The organism is Clostridium sp. CTA-19, assembly GCF_054767855.1.
This window is the reverse complement of record NZ_BAAABH010000001.1, coordinates 80,977-103,206: the sequence shown is the minus strand read 5'-3', so window position 1 is coordinate 103,206 and position 22,230 is coordinate 80,977. Positions and strand designations below refer to the sequence as shown.

General features: G+C 27.2%; 19 protein-coding genes. All 19 read right to left on the bottom strand.

The features are described from left to right. Window positions 1–405: 405 nt before the first annotated feature. Window positions 406–2,121 carry a HAMP domain-containing sensor histidine kinase gene (locus tag ACYUE0_RS00470; RefSeq protein WP_199869156.1) on the bottom strand — a complete coding sequence of 572 codons (1,716 nt, stop codon included), beginning with the start codon at window positions 2,119–2,121 and terminating at the stop codon, window positions 406–408. Beyond that, window positions 2,102–2,806: a response regulator gene (locus ACYUE0_RS00465; protein ID WP_061995483.1), complete on the bottom strand. Its 705-nt coding sequence runs from the start codon at window positions 2,804–2,806 to the stop codon at window positions 2,102–2,104. Before ACYUE0_RS00465 ends, ACYUE0_RS00470 begins: the two co-directional genes overlap by 20 nt. Window positions 2,807–2,813: 7 nt before the next feature. Next, complete coding sequence (pgeF, locus tag ACYUE0_RS00460; protein WP_061995482.1) at window positions 2,814–3,533, bottom strand: peptidoglycan editing factor PgeF; 720 nt, start codon at window positions 3,531–3,533, stop codon at window positions 2,814–2,816. Between the two features lie 108 nt (window positions 3,534–3,641). Continuing rightward, the gene (gene nrdR / locus ACYUE0_RS00455; protein WP_010292871.1) at window positions 3,642–4,097 is read right to left on the bottom strand and encodes a transcriptional regulator NrdR; all 456 of its coding nucleotides are present in this window, start codon (window positions 4,095–4,097) and stop codon (window positions 3,642–3,644) included. 88 nt (window positions 4,098–4,185) lie between these two features. Beyond that, entirely contained in the window at window positions 4,186–4,446 is a 261-nt protein-coding gene (locus ACYUE0_RS00450; RefSeq protein WP_061995481.1) for a YlmC/YmxH family sporulation protein, read from the bottom strand. A gap of 240 nt (window positions 4,447–4,686) precedes the next feature. Continuing rightward, window positions 4,687–5,460, bottom strand: a complete 774-nt coding sequence (gene sigG / locus ACYUE0_RS00445) for an RNA polymerase sporulation sigma factor SigG (protein ID WP_061995480.1) — start codon at window positions 5,458–5,460, stop codon at window positions 4,687–4,689. A 76-nt stretch (window positions 5,461–5,536) separates the two neighbouring features. Then, the gene (sigE, locus tag ACYUE0_RS00440) at window positions 5,537–6,235 is read right to left on the bottom strand and encodes an RNA polymerase sporulation sigma factor SigE (RefSeq protein WP_157450875.1); all 699 of its coding nucleotides are present in this window, start codon (window positions 6,233–6,235) and stop codon (window positions 5,537–5,539) included. 43 nt (window positions 6,236–6,278) lie between these two features. Then, window positions 6,279–7,067: a sigma-E processing peptidase SpoIIGA gene (locus tag ACYUE0_RS00435; protein ID WP_460269125.1), complete on the bottom strand. Its 789-nt coding sequence runs from the start codon at window positions 7,065–7,067 to the stop codon at window positions 6,279–6,281. Between the two features lie 283 nt (window positions 7,068–7,350). Then, complete coding sequence (ftsZ, locus tag ACYUE0_RS00430) at window positions 7,351–8,487, bottom strand: cell division protein FtsZ (protein ID WP_061995477.1); 1,137 nt, start codon at window positions 8,485–8,487, stop codon at window positions 7,351–7,353. A gap of 15 nt (window positions 8,488–8,502) precedes the next feature. Further along, a complete protein-coding gene (gene ftsA / locus ACYUE0_RS00425; protein WP_460269124.1) occupies window positions 8,503–9,756 on the bottom strand; it encodes a cell division protein FtsA in 1,254 nt (417 codons plus the stop codon). 364 nt (window positions 9,757–10,120) lie between these two features. After that, window positions 10,121–10,888, bottom strand: coding sequence for a shikimate dehydrogenase (gene aroE, locus ACYUE0_RS00420; protein ID WP_199869157.1), 768 nt, complete (start codon window positions 10,886–10,888; stop codon window positions 10,121–10,123). A gap of 140 nt (window positions 10,889–11,028) precedes the next feature. After that, on the bottom strand, window positions 11,029–11,739 hold the full coding sequence (gene sigK, locus ACYUE0_RS00415) for an RNA polymerase sporulation sigma factor SigK (protein WP_061995474.1): 711 nt from the start codon (window positions 11,737–11,739) through the stop codon (window positions 11,029–11,031). A 218-nt stretch (window positions 11,740–11,957) separates the two neighbouring features. Then, entirely contained in the window at window positions 11,958–13,649 is a 1,692-nt protein-coding gene (locus ACYUE0_RS00410) for a penicillin-binding transpeptidase domain-containing protein (RefSeq protein ID WP_460269123.1), read from the bottom strand. Between the two features lie 63 nt (window positions 13,650–13,712). After that, entirely contained in the window at window positions 13,713–14,345 is a 633-nt protein-coding gene (gene udk / locus ACYUE0_RS00405; RefSeq protein ID WP_061995472.1) for a uridine kinase, read from the bottom strand. Next, a complete protein-coding gene (locus ACYUE0_RS00400; protein ID WP_061995471.1) occupies window positions 14,345–15,574 on the bottom strand; it encodes a peptidase U32 family protein in 1,230 nt (409 codons plus the stop codon). The genes udk and ACYUE0_RS00400 overlap by 1 nt, the downstream gene beginning before the upstream one ends. Further along, entirely contained in the window at window positions 15,540–16,223 is a 684-nt protein-coding gene (locus ACYUE0_RS00395; protein ID WP_061995470.1) for an O-methyltransferase, read from the bottom strand. Before ACYUE0_RS00395 ends, ACYUE0_RS00400 begins: the two co-directional genes overlap by 35 nt. Window positions 16,224–16,272: 49 nt before the next feature. Beyond that, window positions 16,273–17,274, bottom strand: a complete 1,002-nt coding sequence (gene mltG / locus ACYUE0_RS00390; protein WP_199869161.1) for an endolytic transglycosylase MltG — start codon at window positions 17,272–17,274, stop codon at window positions 16,273–16,275. Between the two features lie 27 nt (window positions 17,275–17,301). Beyond that, window positions 17,302–19,122 carry a translational GTPase TypA gene (typA, locus tag ACYUE0_RS00385; protein ID WP_061995468.1) on the bottom strand — a complete coding sequence of 607 codons (1,821 nt, stop codon included), beginning with the start codon at window positions 19,120–19,122 and terminating at the stop codon, window positions 17,302–17,304. A gap of 1,037 nt (window positions 19,123–20,159) precedes the next feature. Beyond that, window positions 20,160–21,860 carry a ribonuclease J gene (locus tag ACYUE0_RS00380; protein WP_157450874.1) on the bottom strand — a complete coding sequence of 567 codons (1,701 nt, stop codon included), beginning with the start codon at window positions 21,858–21,860 and terminating at the stop codon, window positions 20,160–20,162. Window positions 21,861–22,230 lie beyond the last annotated feature (370 nt).

Genomic DNA, 22,230 nt, shown 5'->3' with positions numbered 1-22,230 from the left:
CTATTTTCATTTATATTTTAATTTTACCCATTTTAATAAAATAATAAAATAAATTTGAAAATCTTATTATTTTTCAAATTTATTTTCATTCTAAATTTGAATTACATAATTAAAATTCTTATTTTAACTGAAAATATCAATGTATTATGAATATAAAATTGGACATTTGAAATACTGATTAAAATTTTTTCATTGCTATGTTATTTTTGGATTTTTAGACTTAACTTTATACATAGGATTGGAAATATCTATATTACAAAAAATAGTCCCAAAATAAAATTCAAATTTTATTTTGAGACATACATTATATTTAGGAGATAATTATCATTACGACTATATTTTAGTGTTTCAAATAACACTTTATAATTACTATATTACACCAATTTATATATTTTTTCAAATATTTCACATTTTTTCATAAGGTATCCATATTTGAAATTTGGTACCTACCCCTAAATTACTTTCAACTTGTATATTAGCATCGAATTTTAATGCTATATGTTTAACTATAGCCAAACCTAATCCTGTTCCCCCACTAGACCTTGACCTGTCTTTATCTACTCGATAAAACCTTTCAAATAATCTTGGTAAATGTTCACTAGATATTCCGACACCATCATCCTCTACCTCAATTATACATCCATTTTCTTTATCCTTAGTTCTTATTATTACATTATTTCCTTCAGAATATTTTATCCCATTATCAACTAAATTTATTATCATTTGTTTTAGTTTGTCTTTTTCCGCCATAACTATGTTTAATTTATTAAGCTCCATTTTTAAATTTATATTTTTTGTTTGCGCAAAATTTTTCATAAGTTCGTAGACATTTTCTATTACAACATTTATATCTACTTGCTCTAATTTTAAATCTATTTGTCTTTCTATATCTGATAAAATCAATATATCTGATATTAATGTTGTTAATCTATCACTTTCTTCTTCTATAATTCCTAAAAACTTATTTCTTGTTTCTTCATCCTCTACATATTTTAAAGTTTCTGTAAATCCTTTTATCGAAGTAAGCGGCGTTTTTAATTCATGTGATACATTAGCTACAAATTCACTTCTTACATTTTCTAATCTTTTTACATCAGTTACATCTTGTATTACTGCAACTTTTCCAATATGTTGACTTCTATTTATAATTTCAGCTGTTCTTACTCTAAGATATGTTTCATTTGAAATTTCTATTTTTATTTCTTTATAATTTTTATCTAAATCTTCAAATAACATATTCATATCAAAATTTTTACATATATTATTTATGTTTTCTCCTATAACGTCCTTTTCTATATTGAATATTTTTTTAGTATATGCATTTAACATTATAACTTTGTTATTTATATCTATAGCAATTAATCCACTGTCCATACTTTGCAGTATTGCCGAAAGTCTATTTTGTTTTTCTTTAACTTCATTTAAAGTAAATTCCAATTTATTAGCCATTCCATTAAAACATTGCCCCAATTTACCTATTTCATCATTTGTAGTTATCTTCACTCTTCTATCTAATTCTCCATCTGCAATCATTGATGTTATCTTTTGAAGATCACTTATAGGCTTTGATATTACATAAGAAAGTTTAGATGCTATCCATATAGAAAAAATCAATGTGGTAATTACAAGAGCAACATATAACGCTATATATGCTCTGTCAACATTTTCCACTATTTTATCTAGTCTTGATATCCTTACTATATAATTTTCATATTTTTTAGCATAATATATTGTATCGGAATTTAAATGATTGCTTTTTCTTATCAAAAAACTTTCACCATATTTATTAGCTCTATTAACTTCTTCTTTTTCTTCATAATTGTTATCTTTTACTGAATCATAAATCAGAGTTAAATCATTTTTTAAAATTGTTACCCTTATTTCTTCATTTTCTAGTTCTTTAATAAAATCTATTTTATCCTTTTCACTTATATCTCTTTCTATCAAACCATTTATGGCATTAGCATATATTTTAAAAGTTTCTTTTGCACTTTCCTGCCTTTGATAATCTAAAACATTTAAAAATAATATAGTAACTAATACTAATACTGACACTATAGCTACAAGTATACATACTGTTATTTTTCTTTTCATAGATCCATTAGATTTCGTTTTTTTCATAATTAAATCTATATCCTATCCCTCTTATAGTTTGAATGTATTTAGGGTTCTTATCATCTTTCTCTATCTTTTGTCTTAAGTGTCTTATATGAACATCTACTGTTCTAGTTTCTCCAACATATTCATATCCCCAAATTTTATCAAGTAAAACTTCTCTCGTTACTACCTTACCTTCATTTTTTATAAGAATTTCAAGTAACTCAAACTCTTTAAGAGTTAACTCAATCCTTTGACCATCTATTTTCACTTCATGTTTGTCAAAATTAATAGTAATATTATCAAATTTAAAATCTGAACTATCCTTTTTACTACCTGTTCGTCTTAATATAGCTTTTACTCTAGCTACTAATTCTCTTACTGAAAATGGTTTAGTAATATAATCATCTGCCCCTAATTCTAATCCTAATATTTTATCTATTTCTTCACCTTTTGCTGTTATCATTATTATAGGTATTTCACAAATTGATGGATCTTTTCTAATAATTCTACATACCTCTAATCCATCAATTCCAGGCAACATAAGGTCTAATAATATTAAGTCTGGATGATTTTCTTTTACACATTTCAATGCTAAATCACCAGTGTTAGATGTAATTACATTACATCCTTCCTTTTCTAAATTAAATTTTATAAGTTCTAATATATGTTCCTCATCATCGACAACTAAAATTTTTTTCTCCGCCATAAAATTGCTATTTCATATATACAAATGAAAATAGCCTTCCCTCCCTCTCATCTATTTTTCTATAAGAATATAATTTATAATTCTCACAGCAATAAGTACAAAGTTTAATTGTATTTATATTTTCTTTTTCCACTCCTATTAAAGCTAACTGAGCAAAAATGCATTTTTCTAAATCTAAATATCTTCCTTGATTTATATTTATATTTTTATAAATATCTAAGTTTTTAAACTTTTCAATAAGTTCCTGACTAACTTCATAGCAGCATGATCTGTTATGCGGCCCTATATATATACTTAAATCCTTGGGATTTATATTATAATCTTTTACCATCTTGTTTATAGTTTTTAATACTATTTTTTCATATGTACCTTTCCAACCACTATGTATAGCAGCTATAACTTTTTCTTTATTATCTACAATAATAACAGGAACACAATCAGCTGTAAATATACCTATACCTATATTTCTTTTATTAGTTATAATACTATCTCCATCTAATTCTTTTATAGATTTTTCATTATAACTATATATTATATCACTATGAATCTGATTTAAGTATTCTATGTTATCTAACTTAAAAAATCCTTTTACTTTATCTAAATTTTCTAAACCTATATTCAAATTTTTATTTAAATTTAAACCCTGTTTAGAAGTGGAAAATACTATTTCTGCACAGTCATTTTGAAAAGTTAAAAATTCATAGCCATTTATATTTTTAATTTCCATTTTATCTTCCCCTTTTTTCTAAAAACTATATTAAAACAAAATATATAAGTTAATTATTGATTTTAGATTTTTTATATAAAAATAAAACACTACAAAAATTATAGTGTTTTATTTTAAATTTCTTAATTTATCAATTTCCTGAATAAAAGTATCTATATCATCAAACTGTCTATATACAGATGCAAACCTAACATATGCTACTTCATCTATATACTTTAATTTTTCAAGGACCATTTCTCCCAATTCTTCTGATTTTATTTCTACCATCATTTTATTATTTAAACTTTTCTCTATATCATTAGCTATATCTTCTATAATGGCCCTCGTTACTGGTCTCTTTTGACAAGCAGTAACTATACCTCTTATTAACTTTTCTCTATTAAAAAATTCCCTATGTTGACCTCTTTTAATTACTAGTATAGGCATTTCTTCTATTTTTTCATATGTAGTATACCTTTTATTACAAGAAAGACATTCTCTTCTTCTTCTTATAGCCAAATTATCTTCAGTTGATCTAGAATCTACAACTTTACTGTCTTCGCTACTACAAAATGGACATCTCACATCAATTCACTACTTTCCTAAAGAATTTATTATATTCTTATTATACACATATTAAAATAAATTTCTATAAAATTTTCATAAATTTATTTTATTCATCAAAACTTATTATTCCATCGCCATCAACTAATATTACGTCCAGTCCTATTTTCTTTATCTTTTCCCAAGGTATTTCTATGTCAGTATTCTTCATAAACCATCCAGTCTTTTGAGTAGGAAGTACTATTGATGTTACTCTATACTCATCACAATTTATTCTTAAATCCTTTATAAATCCAAGTTTAGCCCCAGTGTTTATATCTATTACCTCCATCATTTTTAAACTATTTATAGCATACATTGAATTTTCCATTCATCTCCCACTCCTTTATTTAGTGCTTTATTTAAATTTATTCAATAACTTTAAAATATTTTTATGCAAGATACAGTGTTGAATTCTAAGTGATTCAGAGCATATCTCACTATTTTAGGTATCCAAGTTTTGGAATAGATAATTTTATAGTTTTAATTCTATACTAACTAGCTTGTACTATTTATATGTTAATACCAAAACTTATATTACATTTATAAAAAAATAGAGCCTTTTTAGGCTCTAAACGTATTTTCTCATATGTTTTAATGCTGTTTTTTCTAATCTTGATACTTGAGCTTGAGATATTCCAATTTCGTCTGCTACCTCCATTTGAGTTCTGCCATCAAAAAATCTTAAATTTAATATTAATTTTTCTCTAGCAGTCAACTTCTTCATTGCTTCTTTTATAGATATATTTTCAAGCCAACTATCATCTAAATTTTTACTATCACTTACTTGATCCATAACATAAATGGCATCTCCTCCATCATGGTAAATCGGTTCAAATAACGAAACTGGATCTTGTATAGCATCTAAAGCAAAAACCACTTCTTCCTTAGGTATCTCTAATTCTTTAGCTATTTGAGATACTGTAGGTTCTTTATTATCCTTATTTACTAGTCTATCTCTAACTTGGAGTGCCTTGTATGCAATATCTCTAAGAGATCTACTAACTCTAATTGAGTTATTATCCCTTAAATACCTCCTAATTTCTCCAATAATCATAGGCACAGCATAAGTAGAAAATTTTACATTTTGACTTAAGTCAAAGTTATCAATTGCTTTTATAAGACCTATGCACCCAACTTGGAATAAATCATCTACATTCTCACCTCTATTATTAAACCTTTGTATAACACTAAGAACTAGTCTTAAATTGCATTTGATAAATTTTTCTCTACAGCTGTCATCTCCATTTTGCATTTTAAAAAGTAGTTCTCTCATCTCCTTTTCTTTTAATACTGGCAATTTCGATGTATTTACTCCACATATTTCTACTTTGTTTATTATCATAAGGTCATCATTCCCTTCAGAGTAATTGCATTTTAATTATTTCCTGATGTAATAATTTTTATACTCGGGACAAACCTTATAACATTTTATTAATTTCTTTTTTCAATCTTTTTATTATTCTTTTTTCAAGTCTAGATATATAAGATTGTGATATTCCTAGCATATCAGCAACTTCTTTTTGTGTTTTTTCATTGCATCCATTTAATCCAAATCTTAATTCTACAATTTCTTTTTCCCTATCGTTTAACCTATCCATTGCCAATAACAATAATTGTTTATCCACTTCATCTTCTATAAGATTATATACAATATCATTTTCAGTTCCTAAAATATCTGATAGCAATAATTCATTACCATCCCAATCTATATTTAGTGGCTCATAAAAAGATATTTCTGTTTTTATTTTACTATTCCTTCTTAAATACATTAAAATCTCATTTTCTATGCATCTGGATGCATATGTAGCAAGCTTTATTTTTTTCTCTGGATCAAAAGTATTTACAGCTTTAATGAGTCCTATAGTTCCAACTGAAATTAGATCCTCAACATTAACTCCTGTATTTTCAAATTTTCTTGCTATATAAACAACCAATCTCAAGTTTCTTTCTATTAAAGTCGCTCTTATATTTTCATCTCCACCTACCAACTGTCTTACCAATTCCTCTTCTTCTTCCTTGGTAAGTGGTGGTGGTAATGCATCACTTCCACCGATATAATATATATTATTTTTTAAAAATTTAAACTTACCTAAAAAACTACTTACCTTTTCAACAATCCTTTTTAAAAACACCTTTAACTTCAAAAATACCCCTCCTCTATTAAACTAAAATTCCCCTTGGTAATAGTGCACCATAGTCTTTGCTATAGCTTAATTGATTATCACAGTATGCTAAAATTACTTCTTTAGTTATTTTTTGTCCATTTTCATCAATGGTCACACTGTCTGGCTTAAACCCTTGCAATTTTCCTAAATTCCCATTTACTACTGAATAGGTTATTGAATATTTTATATAATCTTTTATATCTACCCCCTCTAATATATTTTTTTGAACTACTATAACTGGCAAATTCGTTATAGGCTCCCTAAGTTCATTTCCTGTATCTAAAAAACCTTTAAATTTTATATTTTTTTCTTTTATCAAAACATCTACCTCATATATACACTGATGCATTAGCTTTCTATCCTTTATATAAAAAACTAATCTATCAATAATTAAATAAATAACCATTATTGATAAAGCTAATTTCTTGTAATTAAATTTGAATATATAATTATTAACCCCTTTATTGCCTATAGAAAAATAAAATGTAGTCCCTGCTAAAACCATAGAATATCCTATATAAATCAAAGTTCCTTTTAAATAAAATTTTTTACTATCAACACAAATTAAAATCATTAGAAATGCCACCAAAACGCTTGTTATTTTGTTATTTAAAAATCTCAGTTCTGGAAAAACTATGACAATTACATATAAACTTCCTAAAAATGCAGATAGTATCTGTCGTTTCAAAGCACATCGTTTTTTAATAGTTCGAAATGTTATTTGAAGTAGAAATAAATTTACTAAAAAGTTTTCTAATATTAGTACATCTAAATATAAAACCAAATTTACTCACTCCTTTATCTTTATTATACATATATGTCATGGTAAATTTTGTAAAAACTCACCACTGTATTTTTCTATATTAATTGTCTTTTTCGTCAAATTGCATAGTATTTTCACTTTTTCCTTTATCAATATATACAAAGCTTCTTAATATCATCAAAAAAATAGTAAATTCTTAAACTTATATGGGAATAAAAAATAATTAATCTTTTGTTAATATAGGCATAAAAAAAAGAAGAAACTAAAGTTTCTTCTCTTTTATTATTTATATTATCTTCTTATATTATCTTCCACTTCTTCTTAGCCAAGTTGGAACTGAATAATCCAATTCAGGTTCTTCTACAGTCTTTGTAGCTGCAGCCTCTTCTTCTTGTTGTTGTGGCTGAATTTGACTATTTATTATACCTCTAGATGGCATTTCAGTTCTGCTTGCTTGCTGTTGAGTTGGAGATGGTTTTGATGCTTCATCTAATTCAAATCCTGTTGCTATAACAGTAATTCTTATTTCGTCGTTTAAACTTTCATCAATAACTGCACCGAATATAATATTAGCATCTGGATCTGCCTCTTCTTGAACTATTTGTGCTGCTTCATTTATCTCTAGTAATGATAAATCTGCTCCGCCTGTAATGTTCAACAATACACCTGTCGCTCCAACAATTGATGTTTCTAATAGAGGACTTGATATAGCCTCTCTAGTAGCTTCTTGTGCCCTATTATCACCGTTTCCATATCCAACACCCATGTGAGCAAGACCTTTGTCTAACATTATTGTACTAATATCAGCAAAGTCTAAATTAATTATTCCAGGTATTGTTATTAAGTCAGATATACCTTGAACACCTTGTCTTAAAACATCATCTGCTTTTCTAAAAGAATCAACTAAAGTAGTTTTTTTATCTACCATAGTTAAAAGTCTTTCGTTTGGAATTGTAACTAATGTATCTACAGATTCCTTAAGAGCCTTAATACCTTGCTCTGCATGTAACATTCTTTTTCTACCTTCAAATGAAAATGGCTTTGTTACAACACCAACTGTTAATATTCCCATAGACTTTGCTATTTCTGCTACAACTGGAGCTGCACCAGTTCCTGTTCCGCCACCCATTCCAGCAGTTATGAACACCATGTCCGCACCTTTTAACAATTGAATTATTTCTTCCTTACTTTCTTCCGCTGCTTTTCTTCCAATTTCAGGATTAGCACCAGCTCCTAATCCTCTAGTAAGCTTTTCTCCTAATTGTATCTTTTCTGTAGCTCTTGATAATGCTAACGCTTGTTTATCAGTGTTAATTCCTATAAACTCAACATTTTTCAAGCCTTCCTCAATCATTCTATTTACAGCGTTGTTTCCTCCGCCTCCACATCCAATAACCTTTATATTGCATAACTCCCTGTCTTGAACATCAAAATCTAGCACAATACTACCTCCTCATTAGAAAAAATCTGATAAAAACGCTTTAAATTTGGATAAAAATTTAATGTCATCCTTATTCTTCTTTAATTGTTCATCTTTTTGAATTACTACTTTATTATCTGCTTCTTTTTCAATATCATTGTTTAATTGTAAAGACAATTCCTTTATTATTCCTGTTGCTATTGTGTAGATTGGATTTGCAACTCCTACATATGAAGGCGTAACTACTCTACATTCTTTTTCTACCACTTTTTCAATTAAATCAGTTATTCCTCTATAAAGCGAAACACCTCCACCACATAAAACAACAGTTTTAATTTGATTATAATATCCAGAATCAACCAAAACTTCTTTGATTAACTTGATTATCTCTTTAACTCTTTCATAAATTATTTCCACTAACATAACATAGTCTATTTCTATAGTTTGTCCATCTTTTAAAGAATAGATCTTTATTTTTTCTCCAATATCGATGTTTTCTTTATAAATACGTCCACTTTTTATCTTTAAGCTTTCAGCATCATCTTTAGAAATCTTTAAACAAATAGCTATATCATTCGTTATAGTATCTCCGCCTAGACCAATGCTTGCAACATATTCTAATTTATTTTTTATATATATTACAACATCTGATGTTTCTGCTCCAATATCTATAATTGCTACTCCATCTTGTACATCAGTTTCACTTAATGTATCTTTGCATACACCTAAACAATCAACTGTAAATCCTAAAACTTTAATACCTATGTCTTCCACTGGTTTTTTATAAAGGTCCACAATTTCTTTAGATGCAACTATTACCTGTGAAACCACCTCCAAATTTTTTCCTAACAACCCTAGAGGATTATTTATGTTACCAACATCATTTATCTTAAATTCCAAAAGATTTATTTTTATAACTTCTTTATTGGTAGACTGTTTAACCTCTAGTCTTATTAACTCTTTTAGATTTTCAATATCTTCACTGGTTATCTCTCTATCTTGGGAAGATAAAGTCAATATCTCTCTTTTTTCAATTACTCCACATAAAGATACCGGTATAGATATATACACACCATGTATATTAGTATTGATAATATTTCCTAGCTGGGTTACTACATCTTTGATTGCATTGGATGTATTTTCAAAATCTGAAACTCCAGATTTTCTCACACCATTACATTTGCTTGTAGTTACACCTAGAACTTGAAGCTTTCCTGCACTATCTAAATTTCCAACTACACCGCATATTTTTGATGCACCAATGTCTATTCCAACTATGTAATTGTTCACTTAAATTACCCCCCTTTTAAGAGAAGCTTCAAAAGTACATATTCAACAAGAAATCCTCTTTTCCTTTAATCTTAATTAACTTTTTATAAAATGTTTATATATAAATATAAACATCCTATTTTCAGTATAATTGCTTTACAAGTAAAATGCAATATTTCACTTTAATACTAATTAATTAAATTTTTATTTTTAATCCTTAATTATAGAATAAAATTTTAAATTTAAAAAACTTCGTATATTTCCAAGGAAAATCACCAAAATTAAAGAATATTTAATCTTTATCACACTTAAAATTATATCCTTAATACATAATAAGTTCAATTATAAATTTACATTTTTTTCATGTTAAAAGAGAACACAATAATTATGTGTTCTCTTTTAAATATTTTTTCCATATTTTAATCGCTTTATATCCCTGATGCAAAAGCATACTATAACCATTTAATACGCGACAACCATATTCTTCTCCAATTTTCATAAAAAGTGTATTTTGGGGTTCATAATTTAGATCATAGAATATTTTTTTAGAATTACATTTTTTTATATTTATTGGTGTTTCATTAGGATGATTTGCACCTGAAATTGGAGTACAATTTATAACTATATCATATTCTGTTAAATCAAATTCCTCATGTATATTTATAGTTTTACTAATATAAGCTTTATGTTCTCTTATGCTTTTTTCATTTCTAAGTGCAATATCTATACTTTTTATTTTCAAATCTCTAAGAGCATAAATAATTGCTTTTGCTGCTCCACCGCTACCTATAATTAAAGCATTTTTACCTTCTAGTTTAATATTTTCTTTTTCTAAGCTTGATATAAATCCAAAATAATCTGTATTATAACCAATTAGTTTAGAATTTACATTTACTACTGTATTCACTGCACCTATCTTATTTGCTGGATATTCAATACTATCTAGATATTTTATAATAGATTCTTTGTATGGAATAGTTACATTAAAACCTACCAACTCTTTTTTAGCCTTATTAATAAATATATCAAGATTATTTTCATCTACATCAAATATTTTATATTCTAATGGTATATTATCTTCTTTATATTTTTCATTATGAATTAATGGAGAAAGACTATATTTTATATTTTTTCCAAGCAATCCACTATACATTTTCTTGCCACCTATCTATAACATAATATAAACAAATTATATCTTATTACAAATATGTTTTGCAAATTACTTCGTAATTTTATTATAAATATAAAATATTTTTAATAAATATACACTCTAAATTAATTTAGTTTATCAAATTATTTTTTTTGTTTTTCCGAACTATTTAATTCCTTTAATAGTTTTTTTAATGCTCGTTTTTCTATTCTAGATACATATGACCTTGATATTCCTAATATTTGAGCAATCTCCCTTTGTGTCTTTGATTTACCATCTGTAAGTCCATATCTCATTTCTATTATTAACCTTTCTCGCTCTTGTAATGTTGTATTAATCTTTGAATAAAGTTTTTTAACTTGTATCTTATTTTCAACTATATCTGCAATAGAATCCTTATCGCTACTTAATATATCCATCAATGAAATTTCATTACCTTCTTTATCTACACCTATTGGATCTTGAAGATATACTTCTCCTTTTGTCTTTTTATTATTTCTAATTAACATCAATATTTCATTTTCTATGCACCTTGCTGCATAAGTTGCAAGTCTTGTTCCTTTTGACATATCGAAAGAATCGATAGCTTTTATTAAACCTACTGTACCTATAGAAATCAAATCATCCACTTCTTTTCCTGGAAATGAATATTTTTTTACTATATGAGCTACCAGCCTTAAATTTCTTTCTACTAGAACATTTTTAGCTTCTAAATCTCCCTCCTTAAATCTTTGTAAGTAAATTTTTTCTTCCTTGTCATTTAACGGCTGCGGAAAAGAACTACTTCCAGATACATAGGCTGTCAGTAACGTAACTTCTCCAATTACATTAAGAAACCAATTGAAGAAAACCATAGTTGTTCCCCCTAATAGTGCTTATTATAATAATATGATGATTGTATTAAAAAGTAGCCTGTCCACCTTAAAAAATTTAAAAATTAATTTTTAATATTTTTCATTTTAGACTCATATATTAATTTTCTACAAATTAGTATATATTTTTACTTATATGTACAAAAGAAAAACAGCTTGAAAATAAAATTACTAATTATTTTTAAGCTGTTTCTTGTGATTTATAAAACTTTTTTACTTGTTAGCTCCTCTACTATTTTTTTAAACACTAGTGCAGAAGTTCTTCCACCTGCATCCTCTTTAATATCTATTTCAGGTATAAATACTACTAATGAATAATATTTATCTTCATACTCAAAAAAACCTGCAAACCATCCATCTGAATATTCTTTTCCTTTAATAAAATATTCAGTTGTTCCAGTTTTTCCTCCCATGTTTACCCCTTCAACATCTGCATTTCTCCCTGTTCCATCTGTAGATTTTATTACTTTAATCATTTCTTTTTCTAGTAAATTAGCTGTTTTAACATTTATCGCTTGTGTTTTTTCTACTTCATTATCTTGAATTATATTATTTTTATTATCAATATATCCCTTTATTATATTTGGCTTTATATAAATCCCATTATTAACTACTACACTTGGAATGGATGTTAATGCTATTGGTGTTGTTCTTAAAGTTTGACCTATAGATGTATTAGTTATAAAACCTATATTTTCTTTATCATCAATATTGTCGAAGGTTCCACATTTTTCGTCTGATAACCCCAAAACTTTACTTGTTAGTCCTTGTTTTTCAGCATAATCAATCATAGTATCGCTGCCTAAATCCCAACCTAATTGAGCAAAAATATCATTGGATGAATATAAATATGCTTCACTTAAATTATATCTACTTTTATGTTCATTGCTTTTAGGAAATATGTGCTTCATATCAAAAATTTCTTTTAATGAATGACTCTCCCTATCTAATACTCCTTCTAGAACAATAGTTTTAAACACAGATCCAACTAAAAATCCATTATTACTTGGCACACCTATGTTTACATTAGAAATATTATCATCCTTTTGACACATAGAGAGAACCTCCCCAGTACTACTTTCTACTAAACATACACCTACTTGAGGATATTTTTTTAACAAATCACTTTTTAAAACATTTTCTATTAAAGTTTCAACATTCTTATTAATAGTTAGCTTAACATTTATATTTTCATTTGACTCAAGAAATTTTTCATCTATTATTTTGCCATTTACATCCTTTTCATAAACTACTTCGGGAAATTTATTATTTTTTGTCATATTATATATCTCCATCTCAAGAGAATCCTTATCCTTAAATTTTTCATCATCATAATTTTTAGGAGATGCTATAATATTTTCTAACTTCCAATTTTTTTCTATTAATGCATTTTTACTTATATACCCATAAATTCCATTTACATCAGTGTAATTTTTAATTTTTTTATAAGTCTCTTTATCTACTTCATAAGTATATTTTTTGCTTTTATCCATATATGGTATTTGATATAAGTCATATTCCTTGTCATAATTTCTCAATATATACATTACAGTTTTAATACTATTATCATCAGTATTATTATTCATATTTATAAATGTCATAGGATCTACAACTATATAATATTTATTTTCATAGTTAAATAATTCTTCATTATTTCTATCTAAAAGTTTATAGTTTATATTACTTATTTTTTCTTCATAATAATATTGTTTATCTGCCATAACAGCATAGGTATTATCTTTATAATTTTGAATATAGTACAACCTACATATTAACCCTAAATATATGGCAGTAAATATTACTGTTAATATATAAATTCTATTTTTAATAGTTTTCTTAAAATCATATTTTTTATAACTATAAATTTTTTTTACTTTTCTTTTTCTTCTCATAAAAAAACACCTCACCATAATCAAATTATTGACTATAGTAAAGTGTTCTATTCCTAATTAATGTTAATTATTTTTCTGTTGTAATATTTGATCTATATTAGCGTTTATTATGTCTATGGCAACTTTATTATGGCCACCTTCTGGAATTACTATATCTGCATATTTTTTAGTGTTCTCAGTAAACTCTTCATGCATTTTCTTTACAACTGTTAAATATTGAGTTATAACAGAATCTATTGTTCTTCCTCTTTCTTTAACATCTCTTACCATTCTTCTTATAAATCTAACATCTGCATCAGTGTCTACATATATTTTTATATCTAACATATCTCTTAGATTTTTTTCTTGAAGAACTAATATTCCTTCAACAATAATTATATCTCTTGATTCAACTCTTACTGTTTCATCACTTTTTCTATTATGAATTTCAAAATCATATATTGGCTTTTCTACGCTCTCTCCATCTATAAGACTTTGTAATTGCTGAATTAATAACTCTGTATCAAATGCATTTGGATGATCATAGTTAGTTTTAACTCTTTCTTCTGAAGTTAAATGACTTTGATCTTTATAATAAGAATCTTGCTCTATCATTGCTATGCAATTTTCTCCGAACTTTTTATATATTTCCTTTGCAATAGTGCTCTTTCCAGAACCCGTTCCGCCGGTAATTCCTATTAAAACTGGTCGGCTCATTACTTTTTTTCCTCCTTGGCCTTTATAAGTATGTCATTTTTTTCTAATTCAGTATCAACTTTCACATTAAATATCATTTGAGCACTAGGTGCTGACTCTATTTCTTTACCATTTTCATCTTTCATTTCTGTTAGTTTCACTTCTATATTATCACCAACAGGTCTTAAGACTTCCACAGTATCATTATCAAAAATTTTATTTCTTTGTTCTATAGTTGCTATGCCTTCTTCTTTATTAAAATCTTTAACAATTCCAATTATATCATAATTTCTAATATAAGAAGAAGATTCATATATTTGACTATCCTTATCTCCTAAATAGAATCCTGTATAATATTTTCGGTGACTTGGTCTATCTAATTGCTGTAACCACTTAGGATTAAATTCATATCCCTCTGGATCTTTCATATATGTATCTAAAGCTTCTTTATACGCTTTAACTACAGTTGCAACATAATAAGCACTCTTCATTCTTCCTTCAATTTTTAATGAAACTGAACCAGTTTTAACAAGTTCAGGAATATACTCTATCATACATAAATCTTTCGAATTCATTATGTATGTTCCTCTATCATCTTCCATTATTGGGAAGTACTCTTCATTTCGTTTTTCTTCAACAAGTTTATACTTGTATCTACAAGGTTGAGCACAAGCACCTCTATTAGAATCTCTTCCTGTCATATAATTTGATAATAAACATCTACCAGAATAAGACATGCACATAGAACCATGTACAAATATTTCCAATTCTAAACTTTCTGGTATTTTATCTTTAATACCTGCAACTTCTTCTAATGTCAATTCTCTTGCTAAAACTATTCTTTTAACCCCTTGTTTATGCCAGAATATAGCAGACTTATAATTCACATTATTAGCCTGAGTACTTAAGTGTATTTCTAGTTCTGGTACAACTTCTCTTGCGGTCATGATAATTCCTGGATCTGAAACGATTATAGCATCAGTTCCTAACTCATAAAGTTCTTTAAGATATTCCTCTAAGCCTTCTAAGTCTTCATTATGAGGGAAAACATTTAATGTTACATAAACTCTTTTCTCTCTATCATGGGCATATTTTATACCCTCTTTTAACTCTTCATTGGAAAAATTATCTGCAAATGCCCTTAAATTTAGTTTACTTCCACCTAAATATACTGCATCTGCACCAAAGTTTATAGCAGTTTTTAGTTTTTCTAAATTACCTGCTGGAGCTAATATCTCTGGTCTTATCATTTTCATTCCTCCTTACAGTAAGTGCAATACCATCTCCCATTGGTATTACTGTTGTTACTAAGTTTTCATCACTTGAAACCATATCCAAGTAACTTCTCATCCTCTTAACTATAGTTATTTTTCTTCTTTTAACAAGATCATTACAGGCTACCATCCCTCTAAAAAGAACATTATCTGCAACAATTATACCATCTTTTTCTAATAGCCTTAAGCAATGAGGTAAAAAATGATTGTAATGGCCCTTACCTGCATCCATAAATATCATATCATATTTATCATTTAGCTTTTCTAAAACTTCTAAACAATCTCCTGGAAGCACTGTTATCTTATCTTTCAAACCATACTTTTCTATATTTTCACTTGCTATTTTTAACATATTTTCATCTCTTTCAATAGTTGTAATTTCACAACTACCTCCTGATGCTAAATTCATTAAAATAGAGGAGTAACCTATGGCAGTTCCAAGTTCTAAAATTCTTTTAGGTTTTTTAAAATTAACCATAAATTGTAAAAACTTAGCCCCTTCCTTTTGAATTATTGGCACTTTATTTTCCATTGCAAAATCATGCATTTCTTTTAAAATACCGATATCATCCGGGATAAGACTTCTTAAATAATTTTCCATGTATTCATAAGTAACTCCACTCATAAATATCCTCCATCTTCTTAGATTGTTAATAATAGACTAAATAATCCTTTTAAAAACCTTGGGTTTTTTCTTTAACTTTTAAAAATTCATTGTAATCATCTGTAAAAAAATGTGTTCCGTCATTATTTGATACAAAATACAAATAGTTAGTTGATTTAGGATTAATTGCAGCTTTTAAAGACTCTTTGCCTGGGTTGCTTATAGGTCCTATTGGCATACCATCAACTAAATATGTATTATAAGGAGATTCAACTATTAAATCTTTTTCATACAATTTTTCTTTGTGTTCACCTAATGCATATTGTACTGTAGCACATGATTGAAATTTCATATTTTTATCTATTCTATTATAAAAAACTGATGCTACAACATCCCTTTCTTCTGGGTTGCTAGCTTCTCTTTCAACTATAGACGCCATAGTAACTATTTTATATAGCTCATCATCTGAAAGTTTTTTATCATTTGTAATTTCCTTTATTACTTCATTAAATCTATCATTCATAATTTTTATGATTTCGTCTCCACTACTTCCTTTTTTAAAAGTATACGTATCCGGAAACAAAAATCCTTCCATGGAATATTTCACCTTATCATCAGCTTTTATATACGTTGGAACGGCATAATTCTTAAATGATTCTAAGAAAGTTTCTTTTTCTATTATACCTTCTTCCTGTAAAATTGATGCTATCTGGGTTATATCGTGCCCCTCTGGAATTGTAATTTGAACTTTACTCTGATCTAAAGTAGCATCTTCTAAAACTGATAAAAACTCCTGCAAGGAACTATTTTTATTTATTTTGTATTCACCTGGTTTAATATCTGGTTTATTTTCCAAATTTTTTATATATATTTTAGGAATTATTACATTTTTTAATTTGCCTTCATCTTTTAATTTTGATATAACACTATATAAATTGTCCCCTTGTTGTACCTCAATTATAAAATCTTCATTTGTTTTAAAAGGGTCTTTTATAGTATGACTATAAAAGACTCCTCCTAATACTAATATCCCCACTAGGCATAAACTAGATATAATAACACCTTTTTTCACAGACTCACCCCATTATTATTCTATTATTTATTTTTTTGCCGCTCTTTTTCTCATTGCTGGGTCTAAAATTCTTTTTCTTAATCTTATGTTATTTGGTGTAACTTCTACTAATTCATCTGAAGCTATAAACTCTAAACATTGTTCTAATGACATATCTCTTGGTGTTATTAATTTTAATGCCTCGTCAGAACCAGATGCTCTTGTATTTGAAAGATGTTTTTTCTTACAAACATTAACTTCTATATCTTCATTTCTTGAACATTCTCCAACTACCATTCCTTGATATACAGGCATTCCAGCTCCTATAAATAATACTCCTCTTTCTTGAGCATTAACTAATCCGTATGTTACAGATTCTCCATTCTCAAATACAACTAATGAACCTCTGCTTCTTTCAGAAATTTCACCTTTAAATGGCTCATATCCTTCTAATATACTGTTCATTATACCATTACCTTTTGTATCAGTCATAAATTCGTTTCTGAATCCTATAAGACCTCTTGATGGCACTGTGAACTCAAGTCTTGTATATCCATTTATAGCACTAGTCATATTTAACATTTCTGCTTTTCTAGGTCCTAGCTTTTCCATAACTACTCCCATGAATTCTTCTGGAACGTCTATTGTTAAGTGCTCTATTGGCTCTAATTTCTTTCCATTTTCACTTTTAAATATAACTGTTGGTTTAGAAACCTGGAACTCATATCCTTCTCTTCTCATAGTTTCTATTAATATTGATAAGTGAAGTTCTCCTCTTCCACTTACTTTAAATGAATCAGCTGAATCAGTTTCTTCAACTTTTAAACTTACGTTTGTTTCAAGTTCTTTCATAAGTCTATCTCTTAAATGTCTAGATGTTACAAACTCACCATCTTGACCTGCAAATGGAGAATTGTTAACAATAAAGTTCATGCTTAATGTTGGCTCATCTATTTCTACAAATGGAAGTGCTTCTGGATTTTGTGCATCTGCTATTGTTTCTCCTATATTTATATCTGCAATTCCTGATACTGCAACTATATCACCTAGTTTAGCTTCTTCAGTTTCTTCTCTTTTCAATCCGTTATATGTATATACATTAGATACTTTAACATTTTTAACTGTACCATCTTTTCTCATTACTGCTACAGTTTGGTTTTTCTTTACAGTACCTCTTTCCACTTTACCTATACCAATTTTTCCAACATACTCATTGTAATCTAAAGATGTTACCAGCATTTGTAGTGGCATATCTACGTATCCTTTTGGTGGATCTACATGTTCAATTATAGCTTTGAATAAAGCTTCCATGTTATCTGATTCATCTTCTAATTCTGCTTTAGCAATTCCATCTCTAGCAGAAGCATATATTACAGTAAAATCTAATTGCTCATCTGAAGCTCCAAGCTCAACAAATAAGTCAAACACTTCATCTATAACTTCAGCTGCTCTTTCGTTTGGTTTGTCTATTTTGTTTATTACAACTATTGGTTTTAATTCAAGCTCTAAAGCTTTTTTAAGAACGAACTTAGTTTGTGGCATTGCACCTTCATAAGAGTCTACAACTAGTAGAACGCTATCTACCATTTTTAAAACCCTCTCAACTTCTCCACCGAAGTCAGCATGTCCAGGTGTATCTATAATGTTGATTTTTACATCTTCATAATGAACTGCTGTATTTTTAGAAAGTATAGTGATTCCTCTTTCTTTTTCTAAATCGTTTGAATCCATTACTCTTTCTTGAACTTTCTCATTATCTCTAAAAACTTTACTTTGTCTTAATAACGCATCAACTAATGTTGTTTTACCATGGTCAACGTGAGCTATTATAGCTATATTTCTTATATCATCTCTAGTTATTTTATCCATTAAATTTCCTCCAAATTTCTTCTTTTTTCTACAAATCACGTACAAAATAAAATTGGATACGGCTCTTGTACCCAATTTAAATTAACTATACCTATTCTAATATTATGTTTAATAAAAGTCAATGTTGTAATGTTTATATTAAGTTCTAAATTTCTTCTCACATATAAATTTTTGACAAAAAATATTTTATTATACATTATCACTTAATTTTATTCTAATTTTATATAAAATTCAACTAAAATACACAATATAACTGTTTTAAACCACACTTTTATGCCTAAATATAATAATAATTAATAACTTAATAACTTTTAAAGCAATTTCAATATATATATTTATTCAATTAGCTAAATTTTAGTTAAATTTTCTTTGAATTTTTTTGCAATACTACCATTAATCTTTTATTATCTCTTATATATTAAAATATTTCTTTTAATTTAATCAATTATAAATTTAAATTTACAACTAACTATATTTTTACTTGTTCAACAATTGTATTAAAAATAAACTTGCACTTTATTTTTAACATAATTCCCCTAAAAATTTAAGTTAGATTTCAATTTTTTATCATGTTTATATATTTTTTCTAAACAATTAAACTTAGTTTAATTTATATGTTTTAATTTTTTCTCATAACTAATAATGTTATTAGTCTCTTTATTTTTTTAAATAGAACATATTTTTTTATTTTTAATTTAAATATTTAATATTTTAATTATCTCCTATGTAATTTGTCTTTTTTCAAACTTTACAATTTTAAATTTGATTTTTTTTATTTTTTTTCATTCTTTTTTCTAAATTTTAATTTTATTTTTTCTTTCTATGTTGAATTATGATTTTTTTAATTCACATTCATATTTTATAATTATTAGCTTTTATTTTTAATATAACTCTTTATTTTTTAAGTAAATTATATTTCTATATGATTAATCTATTATTTTTCTTTTTAACTATCACTTATAACTTGTAATAAAAATTATAAAACTAAAACTGTATAAAAATAGAAATTAAGTTCTATTTTTATACAGCTTATTTTTTTAAACTTCCATTATTATAGGTAATATCATAGGTCTTCTTTTAGTTTTTTCATAAAGATATCCTCTTAATACCTCTCTTATATTACCTTTTATAGTTGGCCATTCTTTAATTTTATTTTCTTCACATTCTTTTAATACTTGTTTAACAAGTTCTCTTGCTCCATCCATTAAATCTTCAGATTCTCTAACATATACAAATCCTCTTGAGATTATATCTGGACCTGCTATGACTGTACATGTATCTTTTTCAATTGTAACAACTACTGTAAGTATTCCATCCTGTGATAAATGTTTTCTATCTCTTAAAACTATATTACCTACATCACCTACACCCAATCCATCAACAAACACCTGACCCGATGTAACAGATGATACTTTTCTTATAGAATCTCTTGAGAGTTCAATAACATCACCATTCTCTCCTAAATATACATTTCTTTCTGGCATTCCTAACTTAACAGCAAGTTCACCATGTTGTTTTAAATGTCTATATTCTCCATGAGCAGGTATAAAAAACTTAGGTTTAACTAATGTATGCATTAGTTTCAATTCTTCTTGACAAGCATGCCCAGATACATGAACATCAGCTAATGCTTCATATATAACATCTGCACCTTTTTTAAACAATTGATTTATAACTTTAGATACTAATTTTTCATTTCCAGGTATTGGTGTTGCTGATATTATAACAGTATCACCTTCTTGTATATTTACTTTTTTATGCTCGGATGCTGCCATTCTTGAAAGCGCTGACATAGGTTCTCCTTGGCTTCCAGTTGTAATTATAGCTACCTGATTATCATTATACTTAGATATGGCATCAACGTTGATTAATGTCTCTTTATCAATTTTTATATATCCAAGTTCTATAGCTACTGCCATTATATTTTCCATACTTCTTCCTGAAACAGCTACTTTTCTTCCATACTTACTTGCAGCTTGGATTATTTGCTGTATCCTATGAATATTTGAAGCAAATGTAGCTACTATGATTCTTCCTTTAGCTGAAAAGAATATATTTTCAAAGCTTTCTCCTACAGTACTTTCTGACATTGTGTACCCTGGTCGTTCAACATTAGTACTATCAGCTAACATTACTGCAACACCTTTTTTACCAAGTTCTGCAAACCTAGCTAAATCCGCTACACATCCATCTATTGGAGTATAATCTATCTTAAAATCTCCAGTATGAAGTACTACTCCTGCTGGGGTATGAACTGCTATAGCAACTGAATCAGCTATACTATGACTAGTCCTTATAAACTCTACTGATACGTTGTCAAGTTTAACTATATCTTTAGGTTTTATATATTTTAAATCAACCGTACTTAAAATACCATGTTCTTTAAGTTTTATTTGAACAATTCCTAAAGTTAACTTAGTCCCATATACAGGTACATTTATTTGTTTTAATATATAGGGTAATGCCCCTATATGGTCTTCATGACCATGAGTTAAAAATATACCTTTAACTCTATCTTTATTTTTCAAAAGATAAGTGACATCTGGTATTACAACATCGATCCCTAACATGTCATCATCAGGAAACTTTAAACCGCAGTCAACTATAACTATATCATTTTTATACTCAATAACAGTAAGATTTTTTCCAATCTCGTTAAAGCCTCCAAGAGGTATAATTTTTATCTTATCTTTCTCTTTTCGCACTTTCTCCCCTCCTTTTTCTTTATTTTTTTTCATATATGCTTTTTTATTTGGGTTTTCTGTTAACTCTTTATTAGTCACATCTTTATTAGTTTTAATGTTAGTTTTTATAACTGTATCTTTTTTTACCTTTGGCACTGAGTTTTTAAACTGCTTTTTCTCTACTAAATTATCATCAGTTTTTTTTCTACTACTTATGTTTACATTCTCAGTTTTAATTTTTTCTGTCTTTTCAGTTATATTTTCTTCTTTATCATTTATTTTGTTATAAGTTCTATAAGGTTTTCTATATTTTTTAAAACCCCCATTAGAACTCACTCTATTTTTAACCTTATTATCTACTACTTTATTTCCATCAATAGCCTTATTATTTACTACTTTATTTTCATCAGTAGTTTTATTATTC